Raw genomic sequence first — 21,884 nt, 5'->3', positions numbered from 1 at the left:
TAATTATTTAATTTTTAAATATCACAATTTTTGATTAGATTGAAGGGAACAACGCATTTGATGGACATTACTGAAATGACACCATGTCAACTCATCAGTAATCTTATTAGAATACTCGATAAATCAGGAGCACAAGTCATGCTCGATAAACAATTTTTACAACATGCAATCACCCTCGCCTCTGACAATGTCGCCGCAGGTGGACGCCCATTTGGTGCAGTGGTCGTCAAAGATGGGCAAATTATTGCCACTGGCGTGAACCAAATGTTGGAACGACACGACCCGACTGCACACGCTGAATTACTCGCATTACGCCAAGCGGGAGAGGCGTTAAATAGCATTAGACTCGATGATTGCACCGTCTATGCTAGCGGTCAGCCTTGCCCGATGTGCCTTGCTGCGATCCGGATGTCTGGCATTAAACGTGTCGTTTATGCCTATTCGAACCAAGATGCTGAACCTTTTGGATTGTCGACAGAGGCGATAGCTGAAGCATTAAGAGTTTCTCCTGACCAACAAAGTGGTTTGCAATTTATCCAATTAAAACCAAAGGATGAGACGCAATCCATGCTATATCAAACTTGGTGGCAACGGCATCACGTGTAAACATGAAAAAACCACTGTCTACCTCTTTTGGCTTGATTCTGACGATTGCCCTTGTCGGTATCAATTTACGCCCCTTTATGACAGGGCCTGGGCCAGTCATCGATAATATCATTCAGACCACCGGAATGAGCTACCAGAGCGTTTCGCTGTTAACGCTGATCCCCATGTTACTCATGGGTTTTGGGGCTTTGGTTGTCCCCGCATTAAATCAAAAATTAGGCGATAAATTGGGTATTAGCCTCGCGATGTTACTGCTGCTGATGGGCTCTTTCTGCCGATTATTTGTTTCTGATGCGAACGCACTGTTAATGACCGCATTTTTGTGTGGAATGGGAGCAGCTTATATTCAAGCGGTTTTCCCCGGCTTGATAAAGTTTTCGTTTCCGCAAAAAATGGCCGCCATGACGGGGTTATATTCAGCCACGCTCATGGTCGGTGGCGCGCTGGGAGCGCAATTAACACCGCTAATTACCCACATTTCAGGGAATTGGCAAAGTGGGCTCGCATGGCTTGCATTGCCAGCACTGATCGCTCTGATTGCCATCATCATAAATATTCGTTCTTCAGACACGAAAAATACACCAGCTCAGCTAAGTGTATTGACCTATCTTAAGCAGCCAAGAGCGTGGCTATTAATGGCGGGATTTGGTTTAGTGAATGCGGGTTACGCAACTGCCGTGACATGGCTGGCGCCTTTCTTTCAACAACAAGGTTTCAGTGCTACAGAAAGCGGTTCTCTGGTGGCGGTTTTAACCATTTTCCAAGCGGCTGCGGCATTGATGATCCCGATATTAGCGTCCCATAATATTGACCGCCGTTTTTGGCTCACAGTGACGCTGGTAAGCCAAGCCTTGGGATTTGCTGGGTTAATCCTATTTCCTAATACGCTACCGTTGCTGTGGGTGGGTCTGTTGGGCTGTGGCTTGGGTGGCTGCTTCGCCTTAACCATTATTACCTCTTTAGATCATATCCCCCACCCTGCTAGCGCGGGGATCCTGACGGCCTTAATGCAAGCAGGCGGCTTTATCATCGCCGCTTTTGGACCTTTAGTTGCGGCAGCATTACAGCAATTTAGCCACAGTTTTACCCCTGTTTGGTTGCTGCATTGTGTCCTGGTTATGATGACTTTACTGCTATTTTTGCGTTTAAATCCTAAAGGATATCACCAGATTTTTAGCGTGAAATAAGCTTAATAACCAAGGAGATGGCCTCATTGCCATCTCCTTCACTTTATGCGGAGGTTTCTTCTTGCGCCAATGCCGATTTTGGTAACCCAAAAATTTTGTCAAATGCCCAGTTAAAGAAAAAGGTATAAACCGGGATAAAGATAATCAGGGCAAAATCTAAAATAAGCGCCTGCCAGAGCGATATTGATAGCCACCATGCAATCAGTGGGATCAAAAATACCACCAGCGTTAGCTGGAATAACACCGCATGGGCGAAACGACGTCTAAACGTTCTAATTCTTGATTTCTGCTTTGATTCCCAATATTCAAATACCACATTGAAAATAAAATTCCATGTCACCGCTATCGTGGTGATCACCAGCGCTAAAGGCCCCGTGGTTCCCGCGGAATTCCCCGAAAGAAAAGCCAGTGCCAACGATGAAATCATCCAGCCAATGACTTCGTAGCTCGTAATAAAAACCACTTTACGTTTAATACCTTGCATTTTTTATCTCATATTTTGTTTGCCGAAGGCTGGTAAATTAAATCAACATTAATGATAATAAAAGTCAGCTACTATCAACAAAACTGAAAGGTCTAAGATGCCATTTAATAGTGAAAACCTGATGATTTTCTTAACTGTGCTCGATAAAGGCTCTTTTTCCGCAGCGGCTAGATCGCTGCATAAAGTCCCTTCGGCGGTTAGCATGGCGATTGCCAACCTTGAAGCAGAGCTTGGTTTTTCACTATTTGAGCGCCATACGCGAGAACCCAAACCCACAGAACAAGCGCTTTCTCTCGCCCCTTATGCCCGAAATATTGTGGATAACTTGCGTCAGTTGAATGTTTTCTCACGGGAACTTACCCAAGGCGTAGAAAGCACGCTCACGATCGGTGTGGCTGAAGGGGTTAATCCCAATGTGTTAGTTAATGCCTTGCATACATTGAGCCAACGTTACCCGTTGATGCATGTGGAGCTGATCACTGCGCCTCAAGACGATATTTTGCCGTTACTGCACAGCGAACGTCTTCAGCTAGCTATTGCCTTTGGTGGGTTATATGTCAATGCTCAGGAACAATTCGAATGTATTGGTTATGAATCATTAACGGCGACCATCAGCGCCGATTACCCCTCAAATAAACCGAATAATACGCTGTATATCGAAGATCTCGTTCAGACACGCCAAATTATTGTCGCGAGCCCTCACCATCCTATCAGTGATTTTCGCTCTATCGTTTCTAGCCATTATTGGCGCACAGATAGTTTTACGATGGCGTTAGAATTGGTTAAAAAAGGGATGGGTTGGGGAAATTTACCCGCTTCATTAATCAAAACTGACTTAGAGGCAGGTTTACTCAAGCGTTTAGAATTTAAAAACACCCCGAATGGCTTAGTGCTTCCTGTCCATGTCGTTTGCTTAAAAGGCCAAGTACTCAAACGTGGCGCTCAAGAGTGTATAGAGCTTTTAAAAACGAACATGTACTAATCATTTTGAGTCATTTCAGGAGTGGTTCAATCCCCCCTCCAAAAGTCGGGTAAATCTCTATTTACATCATAAATATAGATCCCATTCGTGATACGACACTTTTGTTGGTGAATTATGTTTGTTGATCAATTGTGAAAATCACTTGATATTGCCAATGCTTTTAAAGATAATAATTATCAATATCATTCTTATTGACAACAAAATTTCTGTGGTGAACAACATGACCAAGCCACTTTCTGACATTATTGAAGAAACCACAAAATCAACCTCATTAACTGATTTTGCTGCTAAAAATGGGCTTATTGAAAGCCAAAAATTATTAGGTGCATCAGGCAAAATTTCCATTGAGCACCGAGGTGAAATTTATCAATTGCGCCAAACTCGCACAGGTAAATTAATTCTGACCAAATAGTTTTTCGTCTTCACAACGCAGTTTGTTTCAAAAATACAATTAGCTTTAAAAACACAATCTATCTCGCAAGCCACCTAAGTCGTCATACTAGGCAGCCAGCTTAACTCTATACATCAGGACACAGTTTCTTATGGTGTTTATTACGGGCTTTGCTGCTGTAAATCTGGATAACCTCAAGGCGAACTTTCGAACCCTATCATCGCTTGTTGGGTTCAAATACCCCTTTTCCTCTATTCCGTTGAAAGCGTCTTTGTCTCAACACCCTATAAACACGCCATAACGCTCTGATGATAAATCTGTTTTTAACGGTGCATCGCACTCATCAAAGAGTTAACAATTTTTAGGGAGTATCACCTGTATGTCTCAAATATTACGCTTATCTGTGCTGGCGAGTGCCTTGCTGCCTCTAATGGCAACCGCACAGACTGAAAAATCTCCAACTAACAATAACCAGTTAACTAACAGTCACCACGATGTGATGACGGTTTATGCCACGGGTAATGAGCGAGATAGCTTTAATACGCCGATGATGGTTACCGTCATTAAAAATGATTCACCAGAAACCAAAACAGCCAACAATGCTAACGATATTTTGCGGAAAGTGCCGGGTATTGCACTAACGGGAACTAGCCGCACTAACGGCCAAGATATCAGTATGCGTGGGTTTGACCGTCGTGGAATTTTGACGCTAGTCGATGGCGTTCGCCAAGGTACAGATACTGGGCACATTAACGGCACATTTCTTGACCCTGCGCTTATCAAACAAGTAGAAATTATTCGTGGTCCGTCCGCGATTTTATACGGCAGCGGCGCTATGGGGGGCGTGATTGCTTGGGAAACCGTGAATGCGAAAGATTTACTGCGTGAAGGTCAAAACCAAGGTTTCCGTGTCTTTACTCAAGGCGCAACAGGGGATCACAGTTTTGGCTTTGGTGGCTCCGCCTTTGGTAAAACCGATGACTTTGACGGTCTATTCAGCTTTGTGACGAAAGAAAGCGGTGATGTTCGTCTTGGCGGCGGCGAAAAAATGGATAACAAAGAAACCATTGCCAATATGCTCGGTAAAGGAACATGGCAGCTGGATGATGCACAAACCCTTTCTGGGCAGATTCGTTATTACAATAACGATGCTTACGAACCAAAAAATCCGCAACAACTCAGCGCCAGTAATGATAATAAAAAGGTGAATCGCACAACTCGCCAACGTGATCTTCAAGCGACTTATCAGATTAACCCAAATGATAACCCATGGCTTAACTTAAAAGTCACCCCTTACTATTCTGACGTGAATATTACCTCTAAAGGTAAGGAATCCAACTATGAAGGACGTAGCCAAAAAACCTACGGACTCAAACTGGATAATCGTTCCAATGTCTACGATTTACCATTAGCTGCGCATAACTTCACGTACGGTACCGAAGCTTATCGCCAAAAACAGACACCTTATGCCACAACCACGCAATTCCCTGATGCAGAAATCACATTTGCCTCCGGTTTTATTCAAGATGAAATCACTTTAAAAGACTTACCTGTTTCCTTTATTTTGGGGACGCGTTATGACAACTACAAATCCACCGCCAAGGGCAATAAAGATGTCAACGCAGATCAATGGTCATCAAAAGCAGCGGTGAGCATCACGCCAACCGACTGGTCAATGCTGTTTGTATCATACTCTGAAGCTTTCCGTGCACCAACGATGATGGAGATGTACAACGATTCGCTTCACTTCAAAGGCGGTCCCATTTCCAACTATTGGCGTCCAAATCCAAACCTAAAACCTGAATCCACACGTACTGCAGAATATGGTTTTGGCTTACGTTTTGATGACCTACTCATGGCTCGCGATAACCTGCGCTTCAAAGCCAGCTATTTTGATACGAAAGCCAAAGATTACATTAATACTTACGTCCATCCAGACCGTGTTAATTGGAACAATAACTACACCACATCCATCAATACCAAGCGTGCCAAAATTTGGGGAACGGATGTGTCATTGGATTACACCACCGACTACTTTGCGTGGGGGCTCGCTTATAACCACACTGTCGGCGTCAATGAGTATACTGGCAAAGCCATTGAATCCATTAAACCAGACTCGCTTACCAGTAACCTCTCCGTTCCTATTGCGGACAGCGGTTTCTCTGTGGGCTGGTTAGGTGAATTCACGACTCATACCGATTTCGATAAAACATCCAAATTGAAGCAACAACCGGGCTATGCCGTTCATGATTTCTATCTAAATTATCAAGGAGATGGAAGCCTTCAAGGGTTAGGTACCAGTGTTGTTTTAGGAAATGCTTTTGACAAAGAGTATTACTCCTCTCAGGGGATTCCCCAAGATGGTCGTAATGCTAAGCTGCTCGTCAGCTTCCAATGGTAATTCACACTACATAAAGGAGAAACCTGTGAATTCAGCACTTTTCGAACGTTATCAACAAGCCAAAGCAGATAATAAAGCTAAGTATGCGAGAGATCTCGCCGCTTATCTGAATGTTTCTGAAGGGGAATTATTACATAGCCGTGTTGGGCGCGATAAAGCTAAACGCTTGAGCATTGATGCGCCAACGTTATTAACTGCTTTGGAAGCTGTCGGTCCAGTCAAGGCTATTACCCGTAATGAGTATGTGGTTCATGAGCAAGTCGGTCGCTATGAAAATGCCAAATTTAGCCCTCATGGCGGCTTAATTCTCAATCCACGCGCACTGGATTTGCGTATGTTTTTCTCTCATTGGGACAGCATTTTTACACTCTCTGAAGAGGCTAAACGAGGTGAACGTCATAGTATCCAATTCTTTGATAAACATGGCGATGCACTGCACAAAGTGTATACCACTGATGAAACCGATATGGATGCATGGAATGCGCTTATCGAAAAATACACCACTACCGAAAACCCACTGTTAGCGGTTGAAAAAGTGCAGCCACATCACGCACAACCAATCAGCGATGAGCTAAAACAACAGCTTGACCAAGAGTGGCGCAATATGACGGATGTTCATCAATTTTTCATTTTATTGAAGAAAAATAACTTAAGCCGTCAACAAGTGTTCCGCGCGGTCAGTGATGATTTAGCTTGGCAGGTGCCAAATGATTCATTCAATCAACTGGTTAATACTGCTTTCGCTGATCAAAACGAAATTATGATTTTCGTAGGTAACCGTGGATGTGTGCAGATTTTCACAGGCAAAATCAAACGGTTGATGCCACATCAAACTGAAGGTTCTGACATCAAATGGCTGAACATTTTCAACCCTGATTTCACCCTGCATATGATTGAAAATGGCGTTGCAGAATGTTGGGTCACTCGTAAACCAACGGAAGATGGATTCGTTACCAGCCTTGAAGTGTTTGATGACCAAGGCAACCAAATCGCGCAAATGTACGGACAGCGCACTGAAGGGACGCCAGAGCAAGAACACTGGCGCCAGCAAGTCATGTCCCTGCCAAGAATCTAACACAGGTATTTGACGATGAAACAATGGCTTCTAATGGTAATCACACTGGCAACCTCGTTGGTTGCCCATGGCGCTGACCGCTTAGTGACACTCGGCGGTGATGTAACTGAAATTGTCTATGCACTCGGCGCACAAGATAGTCTGGTTGGGCGCGACAGCAGTAGTTTACATCCCGAGCAAGCAACCAAACTGCCCGATGTCGGCTATATGCGAATGCTCAATGCAGAGGGAGTTCTCTCTTTGCGTCCGACATTAGTGCTCGCCAGTGAGCTTTCCCGACCTTCAATCGCATTAACCCAAATTGAAAAAAGCGGCGTTAAAGTGATTAAAGTCACAGGAGAGCCGAAATTAGAAGCCATTCCTGAGAAAATCACCACTATCGCACAGGCAATGGGATTACCCGAAAAAGGGAAAATATTAGTCGAACAATTTAATGCCGAGCTACTTGCCGTTCCAACCAGCCCTTTGAATAAAAAAGTGGTTTTCTTAATGAGCCATGGCGGAATACAACCGATGGCAGCTGGGCAAAAAACAGCAGCCGATAGCATGATCAAAGCCGTTGGTGCACAAAATGCCATGCATAATTTCACCAGTTACCGACCGCTTTCCCAAGAAGGTTTGATTTACAGCCAACCCGACCTCGTTGTCGTGTCTGAACAAGGTGTGAAATCACTCGGTGGTATTGATAAGGTTTGGGAATTACCGGGGTTAGCACTCACTCCGGCAGGAAAAAATCGCACGCTTTTAGTCGTGGATGATACTGGTATGCTGAGCTTCAGCTTAAGTACGCCCAAGGTTATGCAGCAGTTAAGAGAGGCGTTAGAAAAAAGCGAATGAGTCGTTTTAAGCACCCTTTATTTAAAATTTTGATGTTATTGGTGCTACTGGGGGCAGTCACTGTGGCTGCCTCTACCGCTGGCGCAATTAACTTACCTTTAAAAGCGCTTTGGTTTGGGCCATCAACCGATCCTGACTGGCAAATTTGGCTCACCATTCGTCTACCAAGAGTGTTACTCGCCATTTTAGTAGGGCTGGCTTTAGCGGTTTCCGGTGCGATGATGCAAGGGCTATTTCGCAACCCTCTCGCCGACCCTAGTTTATTAGGGATCAGTAGCGGAGCTGCATTGTGTGTGGCCGCATTCATCATTTTACCGTTCTCCTTACCCACATTAATGCTCAACTACGGTCATCTGGGTGCAGCATTCGCTGGCAGTTTAGCGGTTTCGCTGATCATTTTTAGTCTCAATCGTATGTCTAATGGTAATTTGGCACGGCTGCTATTAGCAGGAATTGCCATCAATGCCCTGTGTATGTCGCTAATTGGGGTACTAAGTTATATGAGTAATGACCAACAATTACGCACATTTAGTTTGTGGATGATGGGGTCATTAGGCAATGTGAATTGGACATCGTTAGCAATTGCCGCCAGCGTGATTATCCCTACGTGCTTACTTTGCTTATGGCAAGGCAATACGCTAAATATTCTGCAATTAGGGGATGAAGACGCCCACTATTTAGGGATAAATGTTGAGCGTAGTAAGTTTATTTTATTATTCCTAAGCGCTTTATTAATTGGCTGCGCCGTTGCCATGAGTGGTGTGATTGGCTTTATCGGGCTCGTTGTCCCTCACTTAATCCGTATGACATTAGGGCCAGATCATCGTTGGCTTATTCCTGGTTCTGCCATAGTGGGTGCTTGCTTACTCTTAGCAGCTGATACCCTTGCTCGCACTTTAGCCGTTCCCGCAGAAATCCCCGTGGGCTTATTAACGGGTTTGATTGGCGGCCCTTACTTTTTATGGCTCATACTACGCCAACCTGCTGGAAGGATCTAACGGATGCCCAATTTACTCGATGCTAAAAATCTCAGTTATCGTATTAATAATCGAACATTAATCGATGATATCAGTTTGTCTATACAGCAAAATCAAATGGTGGTGATCATTGGTCCGAATGGTGCCGGCAAATCCAGTTTATTGAAATTGCTCACAGGCTACACCTCCCCCACTAAAGGTGAGTGCCAGCTAGAAGGTCGCCCACTGCCAGAATGGGAGCCTCAAAATCTGGCTAAAAAACGCGCTGTAATGAAACAACATAGTCATTTACAGTTTGCGTTCAGTGTTGAGGATGTTGTAGCAATGGGAAGGACACCTTACGGTTCTGAACATAAGCAGCACGCCATTGATATTGCTATGAAGCAAACCCATTGCATCCCACTACGCCATCACGATTATCGCCAATTATCCGGTGGTGAACAGCAGCGTGTTCAGCTTGCTCGAGTGTTAGCTCAGTTATGGCAACCAGAGCCAACACCAGCCTGTTTATTCCTTGATGAGCCCACTTCAGCCCTTGATTTATATCACCAGCAACACAGTTTACGACTTTTGCATCAGCTTACCCGTGAAAGACCGCTAGGCGTTTGTTGTGTACTGCATGATTTGAACCTCACCGCGCTCTATGCCGATAAAGTGTATCTTATTCATCAAGGGAAATTAGTTGTGGCTGGAACGCCACAAGAAGTGTTAACTACCGAGAATTTGACTCGATGGTATCAAGCTGATTTAGGGGTGCAGCCGCATCCTGAAACGGCAACCCCCCATGTGTATTTACGCCATTAATAAATAGCCGCGGCTTTCATCATGCTATATTTCATAATGAGGGCCGCGACTTAACATCATAATAAATTAAAGTATTTATTGGGCTTAGGTGGCTGTGGTAACTGCTTAGCATCAATCATATCGAGAGCATTACGTTCAAGCCCCGTACATAACGCATTCAGTGGCAAGCTGTTGTCCAGTACATCAAATGGGTCTTCCAACTGTTCCGCTAATGCATCCCACGCCAAGAACGTATAGGAAACAAACACGGAAACCAAAGGCGTCATATAATGTAAATCCCCCACCAGTGCAAACGGTAACAATGTACAAAATAAATAGACCGTACGTTGCAGGATCAGCGTATAAGCGAAGGGGATCGGCGTATTCGAAATACGTTCACAGCCGCCTAAGACTTCAGATAACCCGTTCACATCTTTATTGATGGACTGAAACAGAACATCACTGATCAGATTGTTATCTCGCAATGCCCCTACATTCAAACCAATATGCATAAGAATTCGGCTGGTGGGAAAAGGGCTTTTAATAACATCTAAAAAAACATCTCGCGGCAATAAACGATACAAATCGATATTTGGGTTAGTGCGTCTAAGTTCGTGATTTAAGCTCCAACTAAACGCAATCAACAAATTAGCAAATGTGCGATGCGCTTGAGGATCATTCGGTAATAATCCTTTTATGTTTCTTAAAATATTACGTTGATTGGTTAAGATTGCGCCCCAAAGCGTTCTTGCTTCAACTAAACGGCTGTAGCAGGCGTTATTACGGAACCCCAAAAAGATAGCTATTGCTATCCCTAATAAGCTAAATGGGGCTATTGTCAGATGTATTCCTAATTGCTCGTACCATTGATAGATTAAAATAGCGACAATGGACATCATAATATTAAGCGACAATCTAAAGGTGATTTTAGACAACACGGAACCGTGCCAGTCGAACAACCTAAAGAACCAGTGTTGATGCGGGCGAATGACCATAAATTAATAATAATTGAAAGGATAGTTATGTGTGATGATTATCACATAAATTATTTCGGCAATCCATATCTTGATGAGCGCATCGATTTACTCATCTTAAGCTAAATGGTTTAGTAATAAACTATTTTATTTTTCATCTATTCTATCATCTATTTATTATTTTCCGTTTTTTAAGATTTCAGGTATTGACTCAAGTTTATTTATAATTAACTTTACCTAGCCAATACTTGAATTTGAAATACTTATTTAATTTAAAATTAATTAATCAGTAAATTAAACAATTGATATACAGCATGCGAATATAATCAATTGATTAATTTTCACCTATATTTTGATTAAATATCAGTTAGCTAGCATTGTATTAAGTCAAATTCTTAAGGAACTCTTAATATTGGCGACAATATTACCGTTATCATTTAATCATCATTTAAAAAATGATTAATATAATTCCAATTATAAAAAATTAATAAAATTTTAATTTATTAAGAATGGTTGTTTGTTTATGAAAAAAACAGAATATTTTCTAAAAAAATTCCGTGCGCTAATCATGAGTGACAAAAGTTATCTCACGAATAAATTTATTAAAAAATTAGGGTATTACCCTAACTTTAATGCACCGAAAAGCTTTAATGAAAAAGTGAATTTCCGTATGATCCATGACCGAAATCCACTGCATAGTCAATTCGCCGATAAACTCGCGGTCCGCGACTATGTTACACAGACTATCGGGCAGGAACATATCGTCCCTATTCTCGCGACTTATCAACATGTGGATGAAATCGATATCACAAAGTTGCCCCAACGCTTTGTTTTGAAATGCACCCACGACAGCGGCAGCAGTATTATTTGTACCGATAAATCCCGGTTTGATTTGCAAAAAGCCAAAGACAAATTGTCATTCCATTTACTCAAAAATCTCTATTACATTACTCGTGAGCGCCACTATAAAAATATTCCCGCACATATTATTTGCGAGGAATATATCGATTTATTTGAGCAGAAAAAAAGAAAGCTCGTCCCCGAAACCTGCCGCATTCACTGCTTCTCGGGTAAACCAGTCTACGCAGAAATCGATTATACCGACGAAGATGGCACTGAGTTTATCAATCTTTATGATACGGACTGGCAATTGCAGCCTGTGAGTTTTGGTTATCCTCAAATGCTAGAACCGGTCAGTGAGCCAACCCAATTTAGAGAGATGCTAAGACTGGCTGAAATTTTGGTGACACCATTTGATTATTGCCGAGCTGACTTTTTAATGGCTGAAAACAAACTCTATTTTAGTGAGCTCACCTTTGCACCCAATGCAGGACGTACCGTGATCAGCCCACTCTCTTGGGACTTTAAACTTGGGGAGCTATGGGAACAGAAAATTACGACGCCAAACATGCTTCATTCACGCCAACCTGGGCTTGCTTTCGCCAATCTTAATAAGAAAAAATAGCCATAAAAAAACGCGCTACTCATTCAAGATAGCGCGTTTTTTATTTTCATTGCCCATGGCGAGCTATTTGCCAAACGCGATTAATTCACCAAGCCGATCAATTGACCAATACACTGGCCTTACGACGTAAGCTCGCAATCAGCATATAAATTGCCGTCACTAATAGCACAATAAAGAAGAAGTTAGTTAACCCGCTATGTTGTTCTAACAGACTACCTGCCGCGATAGGTCCCATCGCCGAGCCCACACTGTAGCTAAATAACATGACTTGGGTCGCTGCCACAATAAATGACGAATCCAAGTTATCGCACGCTAAAGTGATCGCAATCGGATACAAGGCAAATGATGACATTCCTAGTAAAGCTAGCGCCACAATCATCACCACATAGTCTGATGAGATGTAAATCATGCCCATCGCAAAAACACCTAACAATGACACCATGGCCAATAATAAGGTTTTGCTCATCATTACCGACAACTTACTGATCACTGGCTGAATTAACATGCCACCCAAAATAATGGATGCCATCAGAACGCCAACTTGATCCGTTGTAAAATTATCTTTCTTCAAAGACAGAGGCATTAACCCATAAATGGTTCCCATCACAATACCGGATACCATACAGCCTATAATGGCGGGCTTACTTAAACGGGTGATCTGCTTAAATGATAATTTTTGATGCAAGCCACTTGCCGGTTGCCCTTGGCGTACCAATAAAGGCGGTAAAACTGCCACAAGCAGTAAACCGAGCACCACAATAAAGGGAACAACTCCCTGAGTACCAATCATACCAATAGCGAGCTGCCCGAGTGTCGTTCCCCCATATAATGAGGTCATATAGAAACTCAGTCGTTTTGCGCGCTCTTTTGGGTTATCGCCAATCAATAACCAAGATTCCACCACCACGAAAATCCCTGCTACCGCAATACCCGCAATTAAACGGTTTGGTAGCCAAGCTTCAATCATCGGTGTCCATGGCAGTAAAACAACCGTTGCTGCCAACATTAATAGAAAACTAATAAAGGAGAGACGGTGACCAATTTTTGCGATCACGGGCTCAATCATCATTGAGCCAATTAATAAACCAATATAGTAGGCACTCGCTAACCAGCCTGCATATTGCGTATCAATGCCAAAGCTGCCCATTGATAGCGGGATCAAGCTCATCAGGTAACCTGAAGCAATAGCAAATAACGTTAAGCCTGCAACAGGTACAAAGGTATTGTCGCCTTTACGCATTAACATGGTGGACATTTTCACGTCCTACTCTCCAAAAATAAGATAAATATTGTGCGCTGCAGACGTCGATAATCACGGCAAAATCATTCATAAAAATGAATATATTTTAGCGACCAGTGCAGTGATGAAATTAAATAGATGAGGCTAATTTGAGCGCAATATAGATCTTTCAAGGCGGGAATGACAATGAGAAAAACTAATGATGACTAGTAAATTTATTTATGTGAGAAAAATCACGTTTTTTTATGCAGTAAAACCCCCTAAAAAATCGCCACAAAAACGATCAAATTGTTTATTATCAATTAGATAAGTCAAAATCACTAAAACTCCTATCGTTACTTTTTGAAACACAATTCCTTACTCCCATTCCCTCTTTCAAAATATATTTATCACTTTTCTTAAAAAGAAATCTATTCAAAACTAATTTTGCTAATTAATTAGCCTCAAGCTTATCAATATACTTAATTAGTGGTATTCATTATTTATAAATTATTATCTTGTTTTAATAATTGTTTTCTAACTCAAAGTTGTTTTCTAACTGCCTTTTAACTCCGAGTTGTCTTCTAACTGCCTTCTGACTCCGAGTTGTCTTCTAACTAGTTTTTGCTGTAGCAAGGCGGTAAGCATCAGTTAGCCTGGGGAGCATACATTAGTATGTGACTCAGGTAACTTATGCGAAACCAACACAGCTACAGTGAAAACTAGGACGAAGACAACCTGCGCCATAAAGTCGTTCTACTGATACCTAAAAACTCCGCCACCGCCTTACGATCCCCATTAAACCTTACCATCACTTCCTCTAACGTCTCGGTTACTTCCCGAGACGTTGCCGGGTTTACTTCTGTTCGCCTTTCTGGCGATAGCATCTTGAGCATGTCTGGGTTGATGCTTTTATCTGCATAGGCACTACAATAGAGCGCAACACGCTCCATTAAGTTACGCAATTCTCTTACATTTCCAGGCCATGAATAGGCGAGAAAAAAGTCTCGGCAGCTGAGGAGCTGCTGAACTCTAAAGACTGGAAGCGGAAGTTGTAATCCAGCAAAAGCGAGTTTTAGTAATCGCTCTGCTAACGTGAAAATATCCTCGTTACGCTCTGATAATGCGGGAACTTTCATGCGAAGAACACCTAGACGATAGAAAAGATCGCCACGGAATCTGCCTTGTGCTACCCATTCATCCAAATCACAGTGGGTTGCACAAATCACACGAACGTTAACTTGTAGAGGTCGATACCCCCCAACTCGTACCACGGAACGCTCTTCCAACACACGCAATAACCGAGTTTGTAACGCTATCGGCATCTCACCAATTTCATCGAGAAAAAGGGTTCCGCCATTCGCCAGTTCAAACAGCCCTGCACGCCCGCCACGACGTGAACCAGTAAATGCGCCTTCTTCATAACCAAACAGTTCAGCTTCCAGTAATGTTTCAGGAATGGCACCACAGTTAACCGCCACAAACGGCATTTGCTGTTTACTGCGTTTTTGCTGATTAAACAAACTGTATTCGTGATGAATAGCTTGTGCCACCATCTCTTTCCCCGTGCCACTTTCACCTTGTATCAACACCGTAGCATCTGAACGGGCATACAACATAATGGTTTGCCTAACTCGCTCCATCGCAGGCGATAAGCCAATCAGGTCATTAATCGTATGTCTAACTTTCGCTGTATTCTGCTGAGGGTAACGTGATTGTTCAGTTACATGGCGATGGGACATTCTGCTGAGTTCGATAGCATCAGAAAAGGCTTGTCGAATGGTCTGTGTAGAGTAGATAAAAATCCCTGTCATACCCATTTCTTCAGCGAGATCCGTAATTAATCCCGCCCCCACAACAACGTTTACCCCCATGGCTTTTAGTGCTTTTAGTTGTGCTCGAGCATCTTCGGCAGTGACATAACTGCGCTGTTCAATCTGTAATCCAAAACTATGTTGAAACTGCTCTAACGCAGGGATAATTTTTTGATAACTAATAATGCCGACTTTGTCGCTAATTTCTCGTGCTTTCGCTAGTGCTTGCATCACATCAAAGCCGTTAATATTCACAATAATAACGGGAACTGAAACATGACTTTTTAAATAAGCCCCATTAGATCCTGCGCTGATAATCGCGTCACAGTGCCCCTCCTTTAAACGACGCCGAACCTCTTCCGCAGCTTGCTCGAAACCGATATTCAGTGGAGTGATATCAGCTTGTGCGCTAAATTCAGGGCTAATATCACGAAATAACGTGTAAAGACGAGACACTGACACCGTCCAAATAATGGGCTTTTCCATTGTTTTTCTCCACTGGGCATGCTCTGCACTTTAATGTTTCATTCTTGTTTCATAAATCGACACTCTTGTTTCACTGAAACAATATATGGTTTCAATGAAACACACCAATCTATTGGTTAAAAAATGGCTTTCTGGTCACAGAAAAGATAATCTTTTATCTTATTGATATTTAACAATTAATAATAATCCACTTCTTTTCCACCAGACTGGCACGTCAATTGCTATCAACTATATTTACTAAAAGTCATTTATAAATGATTAACCAACTCTGAGGTGCTTATGTCTAGCCGTTCCGCAGGTCAAAAGTTTCGAGATGCCGTTAACAGTGAATCCCCTCTTCAATTGGTCGGCACTATCAATGCAAACCATGCACTTCTAGCTCAACAAGCTGGCTATAAAGCCATTTACTTGTCTGGTGGCGGTGTTGCTGCTGGCTCATTAGGGATCCCCGATTTAGGCATTTCTACGCTGGATGATGTGTTGATTGATATTCGCCGAATTACTGATGTCTGTGATTTACCGTTAATGGTGGATGCAGATATTGGCTTTGGCCCCTCCGCATTTAACGTAGCCCGCACCGTCAAATCGATGGCGAAAGCAGGTGCTGCTGGGCTGCACTTGGAAGATCAAGTTGGCGCAAAACGTTGTGGTCATCGTCCTAATAAAGAAATTGTATCTACTCAGGAGATGGTTGACCGAATCAAAGCCGCTGTCGATGCCAGAACAGATGAAAATTTTGTCATTATGGCACGAACTGATGCGCTGGCAGTTGAAGGTCTTGAAGCAGCTCTAGAACGAGCAAGTGCATACATCGAAGCGGGTGCCGATATGCTATTTCCCGAAGCGATTACTGAGTTAGGCATGTATCAGCAGTTTACACGTCATGCACAAGTTCCTGTATTAGCTAACTTAACTGAATTTGGTCAAACTCCGCTATTTACTTTGGATGAATTACGCAGTGTTGGCATTGCCATCGCCCTGTACCCACTCTCCGCTTTTCGTGCCATGAACAAAGCCGCAGAACAGGTGTACATCACATTACGCCAGCAAGGTACTCAGAAAAACGTTGTGCCACTTATGCAGACCCGTGAAGAGCTCTATAGATCCATTAATTACTATCAGTATGAAGAAAAACTGGATGCGTTATTTTCACAAAATAAAAAACGCTAATTTCTTTCCAATCACTCCATAAACCGTGAATAGAGCAAGTTGTAATCTCCTCTGTCCCCTACAAGGAATCAATGATGAATGAGCAACTTAAGAGTACAGGATTCAAACCCAAAAAATCGGTCGCCTTATCAGGTGTAACTGCCGGTAATACTGCACTTTGTACCGTGGGTCGAAACGGTAATGACCTCCACTATCGAGGCTATGATATCCATGATTTAGCCACTCAGTGTGAATATGAAGAAATCGCTTATTTACTTATCCACGATAAGCTTCCTAACCGCACTGAACTGGCGGCGTACAAAGAAAAACTTAAGCCTTTAAGAGGCTTACCGACGAATGTGAAACAAACCTTAGAATCCATCCCAGCGAATACTCACCCAATGGATGTCATTCGCACTGGTGTTTCGATGATGGGTTGCGTGTTGCCTGAAAAAGATCTGCATACCATCGCGGGTGCTAAAGATATTGCCGACCGATTACTCGCCTCTCTGGGTTCTATTTTGCTGTATTGGTACCACTTTAGCCACCATGGTCGCCGCATTGAAACCATGACTGACGATGACTCCATTGGCGCCCATTTTTTGCATCTGTTACACGGTAAAAAACCGTCTGCTCAGTGGGAAAAATTCATGCATATTGCCTCTATTTTATATGCAGAACATGAGTTTAACGCCTCGACATTTGCCGCTCGCGTGATTGCAGGAACAGGTACTGATTTCTACTCCGCAATTACCGGTGCCATTGCTGCATTAAGGGGACCAAAACATGGCGGTGCCAATGAGGTTTCATTAGAAATTCAGCAGCGTTATGCCTCTATCGAGGAAGCTGAACAAGATATCGTGGCTCGAGTTAAAAACGCAGAAGTCATTATCGGCTTTGGCCACCCTGTTTACACCTTGGCGGATCCTCGCCATCCCATCATTAAATCCGTTGCTCTACAGCTTTCAGAGCAAAGTATGAATCGGCATTTGTACACCATTGCCGATCATATTGAATCGGTCATGAAGCGTGAGAAAGGCATGTTTCCTAACCTCGATTGGTTCTCTGCTGTGGTTTATCACTTAATGGGCGTTCCGACTGCAATGTACACCCCATTATTTGCTATCGCGCGGATTGCCGGCTGGTCAGCTCATGTGATTGAACAACGCCAAGATAATAAAATTATTCGCCCTTCAGCACACTACACGGGCCCAGAAAATAAGCTTTTTGTTCCCATTGAACAGCGCTAATTAAGGTAAAAATAATGACCACGCAAAATCAAACGACTCCACATGTTCAATTTGATAAAGTGATGACGGATATTGTCGATTATGTTATTGATTTTCCTATCACTTCAACGTTGGCATACGATACTGCCTATTATTGTTTACTGGATACCCTAGGCTGCGGTATGGAATCCCTTGAATACCCTGCTTGTAAAAAGTTATTAGGTCCGATTATTCCGGGTACAATTGTGCCGAATGGCGCCAAAGTACCTGGCACGCAATTTCAATTAGATCCCGTCCAAAGCGCATTTAATATCGGTACGCTATGTCGTTGGTTAGATTTCAACGACACTTGGTTAGCCGCGGAATGGGGACATCCATCGGATAACCTCGGTGGTATTTTAGCCACCGCCGATTGGCTTTCCCGTGAAAATCTCGCTAAGGGTAAAAAGCCGTTAGTGATCCGTGATGTCCTCACCGCAATGATAAAAGCTCATGAAATTCAAGGCTGTATCGCACTCGAAAACGCGTTTAATAAAGTCGGACTTGACCATGTCATTCTGGTCAAGGTGGCCTCAACTGCCGTCGTTGCTCAAATGCTAGGACTCTCCCGTGAGCAAATTCTCAATGCAGTTTCCCTTGCATGGGTTGATGGCCATAGCTTGCGTACCTATCGACACACGCCAAATACTGGCTCCCGTAAATCATGGGCAGCAGGAGATGCCACCTCTCGTGCAGTTCGCTTGGCGCTTATGGCACAAAAAGGTGAAATGGGCTATCCAACCGCATTAACCGCAAAAACATGGGGTTTTTACGACTCCCTGTTCCGTGGTCAGCCATTTAAATTCCAGCGACCTTACGGCTCTTATGTGATGGAAAATGTGTTGTTCAAAATTTCTTTCCCAGCAGAGTTTCACGCTCAAACCGCAGTTGAAGCCGCTTTACAATTGCATGAACAACTGAGTTCAATGGGAAAAACCTCTGACGATATCGAGTCTATTTCAATTCGTACCCACGAAGCCTGCGTGCGCATTATTGATAAACAAGGCCCATTACAGAACCCGGCAGACCGCGATCATTGCATTCAATATATGGTAGCAATCCCGCTTATTTTTGGTCGCCTCACCGCCTCTGACTATGAGGACAGTGTCGCTCAAGATAGCCGAATTGATGCGCTGCGAGCCAAGATGCAGTGCCATGAAGACTCTGAATTTACGCAGGATTATCATGATCCTGAAAAACGCTCTATCACCAATGGACTCACTATCACATTAAAAAATGGGCAAATTTTGGACGAAGTAGTTATTGAATATCCCGTTGGTCATAAACGTCGTCGTCAAGAAGGCATGCCGCTGTTACTTAAGAAATTCAGAACCAACTTAGCGCGTCAGTTCCCTGAAACTCAACAGTTGCGAATTTTAGCCGCTGCACTGGATAAACCATTATTTGAAAATATGCCTGTTAATGAATTTCTCGATTTATGGGTGATTTAGTTTTGTTATTTTTTTGATTTACAGACAGTCAAAGGCTCCACGCTATCGAATCCCGTTGACTGTCTGTACATCACAAATAGCACGGTTTATGGCATTTGTGGCACAAGTGCAGAAATATCATCTTGTCCCGTGACAATATTTTCCGCTGGTACTAATGACGCCATCACTTCTTCCCTTAACTTCGCCACCTCTTCATCAATCTCTTGACGCATTTCTGGTGAACATTTTTCTAATAACTCGCTTAACGTACCCATAATCCCTCCGGTTTCACTAAGTGAGATGCATATTCTGCATCTGCTGATTTAATCAACTTGATATAAAACTGATTTTCATCACAACCTTTTTTATTACCTGCACATAACACAATTCCACAACTTCTTGGATCAAACGCAAAACAGACTCGAATAGGTACCCCCGAAACTTGGATCCTGAGTTCTTTCATATGAATAAATTTAGAAAGTTTTAATCTATCTGCATAAGGGCGCCCTAAATGTGGCCCATATTCAGAAAGGATCAAAAGCATCGAAAGTACTTTCTTTTTCACTCGATAGTTTTGAGTTTCTAACCAATTGTCAAACAAAATCCTCGTTCTTATCGTCCATGTCAACAAAACAAATCTCCTTACTTTAAGAAAAAAACTCAACTCTCTGGTTATTAAGAAAAACTAATTTTCTAAAAAAACAAAAATCAAATAACCGATTAAATACGGGTCACGGCTTTTATAACCAAAAAATTAAGTAGATTAAATAAAAAAAGAAACTCGATAAAATGAATGGAATGCGCTTCGCAGAAATCATGGCAAGAATAAAATAAACAAAATAATACCAATGGAAATTATTAAGATTTATTTGTTATTTTTAATTATCATAGAGACAAAAAAGCCCCAGTTGACTCAACTAGGGCTTCATATATGTAGGTCTAAGAATTTACTTTAGCAATCTCGCTCTCACTGATTTGCCTTTGATTTTACCTTGTTGTAATTGCTTCCACGCTTTGTTCGCCACTGATTTTTTAATCGCAACGTAGGCATGAATTGGATGAATCGCGATTTTACCAATATCATCCCCTTCTAAACCAACGTCTCCGGTTAATGCACCTAAAATATCTCCAGGGCGTATTTTCGCTTTTTTACCGCCATCTAGGCATAAAGTTACCCATTGGGCTTCTAATGGTGTAATGCGTAACCCTGTTGGCTCTGACAGCCAGTTCAGCTTCATGTTGAGCATCTCTTCGAGCACGTTTGCACGTTGAGCTTCTTCTGGTGAGCATAGGCTTATCGCTAAGCCGCTTTGTCCTGCTCGAGCTGTACGGCCAATACGGTGAACATGCACTTCAGGATCCCAAGACAACTCATAGTTAATCACCATTTCCAGTGCTTTAATGTCTAAACCTCGAGACGCTACATCCGTCGCAACCAAGACTCGGCTGCTACCATTTGCAAATTGAACTAAGGTTTGGTCGCGATCGCGCTGCTCCATATCGCCATGCAAGACTAAGACGCTTTGACGGCTGTCCATTAAAGCATCATAGACAGCCTGACAATCCTTTTTCGTGTTGCAGAACACAACACAAGAAGCCGGCTGTTCACGGCTTAATAGCTTTTGCAGTAAATCAATTTTATCGTGGCGAGACACTTCGTAAAATTGCTGTTCCACGTCAGGTAATTCGTTAACAGAATTGATTTCAATGGTTTGCGGATTATTTTGGATACGTTGGCTAATTGCTGCAATGCTATCCGGCCATGTTGCTGAGAATAAAAGTGTTTGTCTATCTTCTGGCGCGAAAGAGATTACTGCGTCAATATCATCCGCAAACCCCATATCTAACATGCGGTCGGCTTCATCAAGCACCAGTGTCTGTAAATGATCTAACTGCACAGTTTCTTTATGTAAATGATCAAGCAAACGCCCCGGTGTGGCCACCAAAATATGAGCGGCATGCACTAACGAATCGCGCTGAACACTAAAAGGTACACCGCCACATAAAGTTAAAATTTTGAGGTTAGGAATATAACGCGCTAAACGGCGTAATTCATTTGCGACTTGATCCGCTAATTCTCTTGTTGGACATAAAACGAGGGATTGGGTATTAAAGTTTTTTGCATCAATACGTTGTAATAGCCCTAGGCCAAAAGCAGCCGTTTTCCCACTCCCCGTCTTAGCTTGGGCTCGCACATCTTTGCCTGCAAGGATAGCGGGTAATGCCGCTTCTTGAATTGGGGTCATGGTTAAAAAGCCCAATTCATTGAGATTGGAGAGTTGCTCCGCAGGAAGCGCATTTAGTTCAGCAAATGAAGTCACAGTTAACATTCCGAATAAAATAAAAGAGATCATTA

At 42.8% G+C, this 21,884-nt stretch carries 19 protein-coding genes and 1 pseudogene; 13 read left to right on the top strand and 7 right to left on the bottom strand.

What is annotated here, in order from left to right; translation table 11 throughout:
- Positions 1 to 138: 138 nt before the first annotated feature.
- Both PR799_RS06130 and PR799_RS06125 read left to right on the top strand, forming a co-directional pair.
- On the top strand, positions 139 to 606 hold the full coding sequence (locus PR799_RS06130; protein WP_272521483.1) for a nucleoside deaminase: 468 nt from the start codon (positions 139 to 141) through the stop codon (positions 604 to 606).
- A gap of 2 nt (positions 607 to 608) precedes the next feature.
- Complete coding sequence (locus PR799_RS06125) at positions 609 to 1,793, top strand: cyanate transporter (protein ID WP_154627393.1); 1,185 nt, start codon at positions 609 to 611, stop codon at positions 1,791 to 1,793.
- A gap of 43 nt (positions 1,794 to 1,836) precedes the next feature.
- Here the strand turns inward: PR799_RS06125 and PR799_RS06120 are convergent, their stop codons facing one another.
- On the bottom strand, positions 1,837 to 2,277 hold the full coding sequence (locus PR799_RS06120) for a PACE efflux transporter (RefSeq protein WP_154627392.1): 441 nt from the start codon (positions 2,275 to 2,277) through the stop codon (positions 1,837 to 1,839).
- Positions 2,278 to 2,374: 97 nt separating this feature from the next.
- Here PR799_RS06120 and PR799_RS06115 point away from each other — a divergent pair, with 97 nt between their 5' ends.
- The 7 genes from PR799_RS06115 to PR799_RS06085 all read left to right on the top strand — a co-directional run bounded on the left by PR799_RS06115 (position 2,375) and on the right by PR799_RS06085 (position 9,744).
- Positions 2,375 to 3,259 carry a LysR family transcriptional regulator gene (locus tag PR799_RS06115; protein ID WP_272521482.1) on the top strand — a complete coding sequence of 295 codons (885 nt, stop codon included), beginning with the start codon at positions 2,375 to 2,377 and terminating at the stop codon, positions 3,257 to 3,259.
- Positions 3,260 to 3,479: 220 nt separating this feature from the next.
- Positions 3,480 to 3,671 (top strand): hemin uptake protein HemP, encoded by a 192-nt coding sequence (hemP, locus tag PR799_RS06110; protein WP_154602583.1) that lies wholly within the window; start codon positions 3,480 to 3,482, stop codon positions 3,669 to 3,671.
- 358 nt (positions 3,672 to 4,029) lie between these two features.
- Positions 4,030 to 6,051, top strand: a complete 2,022-nt coding sequence (locus PR799_RS06105) for a TonB-dependent hemoglobin/transferrin/lactoferrin family receptor (RefSeq protein ID WP_272521481.1) — start codon at positions 4,030 to 4,032, stop codon at positions 6,049 to 6,051.
- 25 nt (positions 6,052 to 6,076) lie between these two features.
- Positions 6,077 to 7,126 (top strand): hemin-degrading factor, encoded by a 1,050-nt coding sequence (locus PR799_RS06100; protein ID WP_272521480.1) that lies wholly within the window; start codon positions 6,077 to 6,079, stop codon positions 7,124 to 7,126.
- A 15-nt stretch (positions 7,127 to 7,141) separates the two neighbouring features.
- Entirely contained in the window at positions 7,142 to 7,963 is an 822-nt protein-coding gene (locus PR799_RS06095) for a heme/hemin ABC transporter substrate-binding protein (RefSeq protein ID WP_154627388.1), read from the top strand.
- Positions 7,960 to 8,961, top strand: coding sequence for a FecCD family ABC transporter permease (locus PR799_RS06090; RefSeq protein ID WP_272521479.1), 1,002 nt, complete (start codon positions 7,960 to 7,962; stop codon positions 8,959 to 8,961). Before PR799_RS06095 ends, PR799_RS06090 begins: the two co-directional genes overlap by 4 nt.
- 3 nt (positions 8,962 to 8,964) lie before the next feature.
- Positions 8,965 to 9,744, top strand: coding sequence for a heme ABC transporter ATP-binding protein (locus PR799_RS06085; protein ID WP_272521478.1), 780 nt, complete (start codon positions 8,965 to 8,967; stop codon positions 9,742 to 9,744).
- A 56-nt stretch (positions 9,745 to 9,800) separates the two neighbouring features.
- Here the strand turns inward: PR799_RS06085 and PR799_RS06080 are convergent, their stop codons facing one another.
- Entirely contained in the window at positions 9,801 to 10,718 is a 918-nt protein-coding gene (locus PR799_RS06080) for a bestrophin family protein (protein WP_272521477.1), read from the bottom strand.
- Between the two features lie 502 nt (positions 10,719 to 11,220).
- Here PR799_RS06080 and PR799_RS06075 point away from each other — a divergent pair.
- A complete protein-coding gene (locus PR799_RS06075; protein ID WP_154627384.1) occupies positions 11,221 to 12,162 on the top strand; it encodes an ATP-grasp fold amidoligase family protein in 942 nt (313 codons plus the stop codon).
- A gap of 97 nt (positions 12,163 to 12,259) precedes the next feature.
- Here PR799_RS06075 and PR799_RS06070 read toward each other — a convergent pair whose 3' ends face one another.
- Together PR799_RS06070 and prpR are read right to left on the bottom strand one after the other, a co-directional pair.
- On the bottom strand, positions 12,260 to 13,402 hold the full coding sequence (locus PR799_RS06070) for an MFS transporter (RefSeq protein WP_272521502.1): 1,143 nt from the start codon (positions 13,400 to 13,402) through the stop codon (positions 12,260 to 12,262).
- A 701-nt stretch (positions 13,403 to 14,103) separates the two neighbouring features.
- Positions 14,104 to 15,687: pseudogene (gene prpR, locus PR799_RS06065) on the bottom strand (propionate catabolism operon regulatory protein PrpR); the annotation flags it as partial.
- A gap of 273 nt (positions 15,688 to 15,960) precedes the next feature.
- Here prpR and prpB point away from each other — a divergent pair.
- The 3 genes from prpB to PR799_RS06050 all read left to right on the top strand — a co-directional run bounded on the left by prpB (position 15,961) and on the right by PR799_RS06050 (position 19,549).
- Positions 15,961 to 16,851, top strand: a complete 891-nt coding sequence (gene prpB / locus PR799_RS06060) for a methylisocitrate lyase (protein ID WP_154627382.1) — start codon at positions 15,961 to 15,963, stop codon at positions 16,849 to 16,851.
- A gap of 74 nt (positions 16,852 to 16,925) precedes the next feature.
- Positions 16,926 to 18,080 (top strand): bifunctional 2-methylcitrate synthase/citrate synthase, encoded by a 1,155-nt coding sequence (gene prpC, locus PR799_RS06055; protein WP_272521475.1) that lies wholly within the window; start codon positions 16,926 to 16,928, stop codon positions 18,078 to 18,080.
- Between the two features lie 14 nt (positions 18,081 to 18,094).
- Positions 18,095 to 19,549 carry a bifunctional 2-methylcitrate dehydratase/aconitate hydratase gene (locus tag PR799_RS06050; protein ID WP_272521474.1) on the top strand — a complete coding sequence of 485 codons (1,455 nt, stop codon included), beginning with the start codon at positions 18,095 to 18,097 and terminating at the stop codon, positions 19,547 to 19,549.
- Between the two features lie 86 nt (positions 19,550 to 19,635).
- On the opposite strand, the gene PR799_RS06045 is transcribed toward PR799_RS06050, so the two are convergent.
- From PR799_RS06045 to dbpA, 3 genes are all read right to left on the bottom strand, one after another.
- Positions 19,636 to 19,803 carry a hypothetical protein gene (locus tag PR799_RS06045; RefSeq protein ID WP_154627379.1) on the bottom strand — a complete coding sequence of 56 codons (168 nt, stop codon included), beginning with the start codon at positions 19,801 to 19,803 and terminating at the stop codon, positions 19,636 to 19,638.
- Positions 19,791 to 20,129, bottom strand: coding sequence for a type II toxin-antitoxin system RelE/ParE family toxin (locus PR799_RS06040; RefSeq protein ID WP_272521473.1), 339 nt, complete (start codon positions 20,127 to 20,129; stop codon positions 19,791 to 19,793). The genes PR799_RS06045 and PR799_RS06040 overlap by 13 nt, the downstream gene beginning before the upstream one ends.
- Before the next feature lie 346 nt (positions 20,130 to 20,475).
- Positions 20,476 to 21,849, bottom strand: coding sequence for an ATP-dependent RNA helicase DbpA (gene dbpA, locus PR799_RS06035; RefSeq protein WP_272521472.1), 1,374 nt, complete (start codon positions 21,847 to 21,849; stop codon positions 20,476 to 20,478).
- Between the last annotated feature and the right edge of the window lie 35 nt (positions 21,850 to 21,884).

It is taken from the genome of Providencia sp. PROV202 (assembly GCF_028479565.1).
Lineage (GTDB): Bacteria > Pseudomonadota > Gammaproteobacteria > Enterobacterales > Enterobacteriaceae > Providencia > Providencia zhijiangensis.
The sequence above is the reverse complement of the archived record's forward strand: the minus strand, read 5'-3'. Positions and strand labels throughout refer to the sequence as shown.

What these genes read in the sequence shown, in the direction of transcription:
- PR799_RS06130 (WP_272521483.1), top strand. Translation starts at nt 139, where the DNA reads ATGCTCGATAAACAATTTTTACAACATGCAATCACCCTCGCCTCTGAC.
- PR799_RS06125 (WP_154627393.1), top strand. Translation starts at nt 609, where the DNA reads ATGAAAAAACCACTGTCTACCTCTTTTGGCTTGATTCTGACGATTGCC.
- PR799_RS06120 (WP_154627392.1), bottom strand. Translation starts at nt 2,277, where the DNA reads ATGCAAGGTATTAAACGTAAAGTGGTTTTTATTACGAGCTACGAAGTC.
- PR799_RS06115 (WP_272521482.1), top strand. Translation starts at nt 2,375, where the DNA reads ATGCCATTTAATAGTGAAAACCTGATGATTTTCTTAACTGTGCTCGAT.
- hemP (WP_154602583.1), top strand. Translation starts at nt 3,480, where the DNA reads ATGACCAAGCCACTTTCTGACATTATTGAAGAAACCACAAAATCAACC.
- PR799_RS06105 (WP_272521481.1), top strand. Translation starts at nt 4,030, where the DNA reads ATGTCTCAAATATTACGCTTATCTGTGCTGGCGAGTGCCTTGCTGCCT.
- PR799_RS06095 (WP_154627388.1), top strand. Translation starts at nt 7,142, where the DNA reads ATGAAACAATGGCTTCTAATGGTAATCACACTGGCAACCTCGTTGGTT.
- PR799_RS06090 (WP_272521479.1), top strand. Translation starts at nt 7,960, where the DNA reads ATGAGTCGTTTTAAGCACCCTTTATTTAAAATTTTGATGTTATTGGTG.
- PR799_RS06085 (WP_272521478.1), top strand. Translation starts at nt 8,965, where the DNA reads ATGCCCAATTTACTCGATGCTAAAAATCTCAGTTATCGTATTAATAAT.
- PR799_RS06080 (WP_272521477.1), bottom strand. Translation starts at nt 10,718, where the DNA reads ATGGTCATTCGCCCGCATCAACACTGGTTCTTTAGGTTGTTCGACTGG.
- PR799_RS06075 (WP_154627384.1), top strand. Translation starts at nt 11,221, where the DNA reads ATGAAAAAAACAGAATATTTTCTAAAAAAATTCCGTGCGCTAATCATG.
- PR799_RS06070 (WP_272521502.1), bottom strand. Translation starts at nt 13,402, where the DNA reads ATGCGTAAAGGCGACAATACCTTTGTACCTGTTGCAGGCTTAACGTTA.
- prpB (WP_154627382.1), top strand. Translation starts at nt 15,961, where the DNA reads ATGTCTAGCCGTTCCGCAGGTCAAAAGTTTCGAGATGCCGTTAACAGT.
- prpC (WP_272521475.1), top strand. Translation starts at nt 16,926, where the DNA reads ATGAATGAGCAACTTAAGAGTACAGGATTCAAACCCAAAAAATCGGTC.
- PR799_RS06050 (WP_272521474.1), top strand. Translation starts at nt 18,095, where the DNA reads ATGACCACGCAAAATCAAACGACTCCACATGTTCAATTTGATAAAGTG.
- PR799_RS06045 (WP_154627379.1), bottom strand. Translation starts at nt 19,803, where the DNA reads ATGGGTACGTTAAGCGAGTTATTAGAAAAATGTTCACCAGAAATGCGT.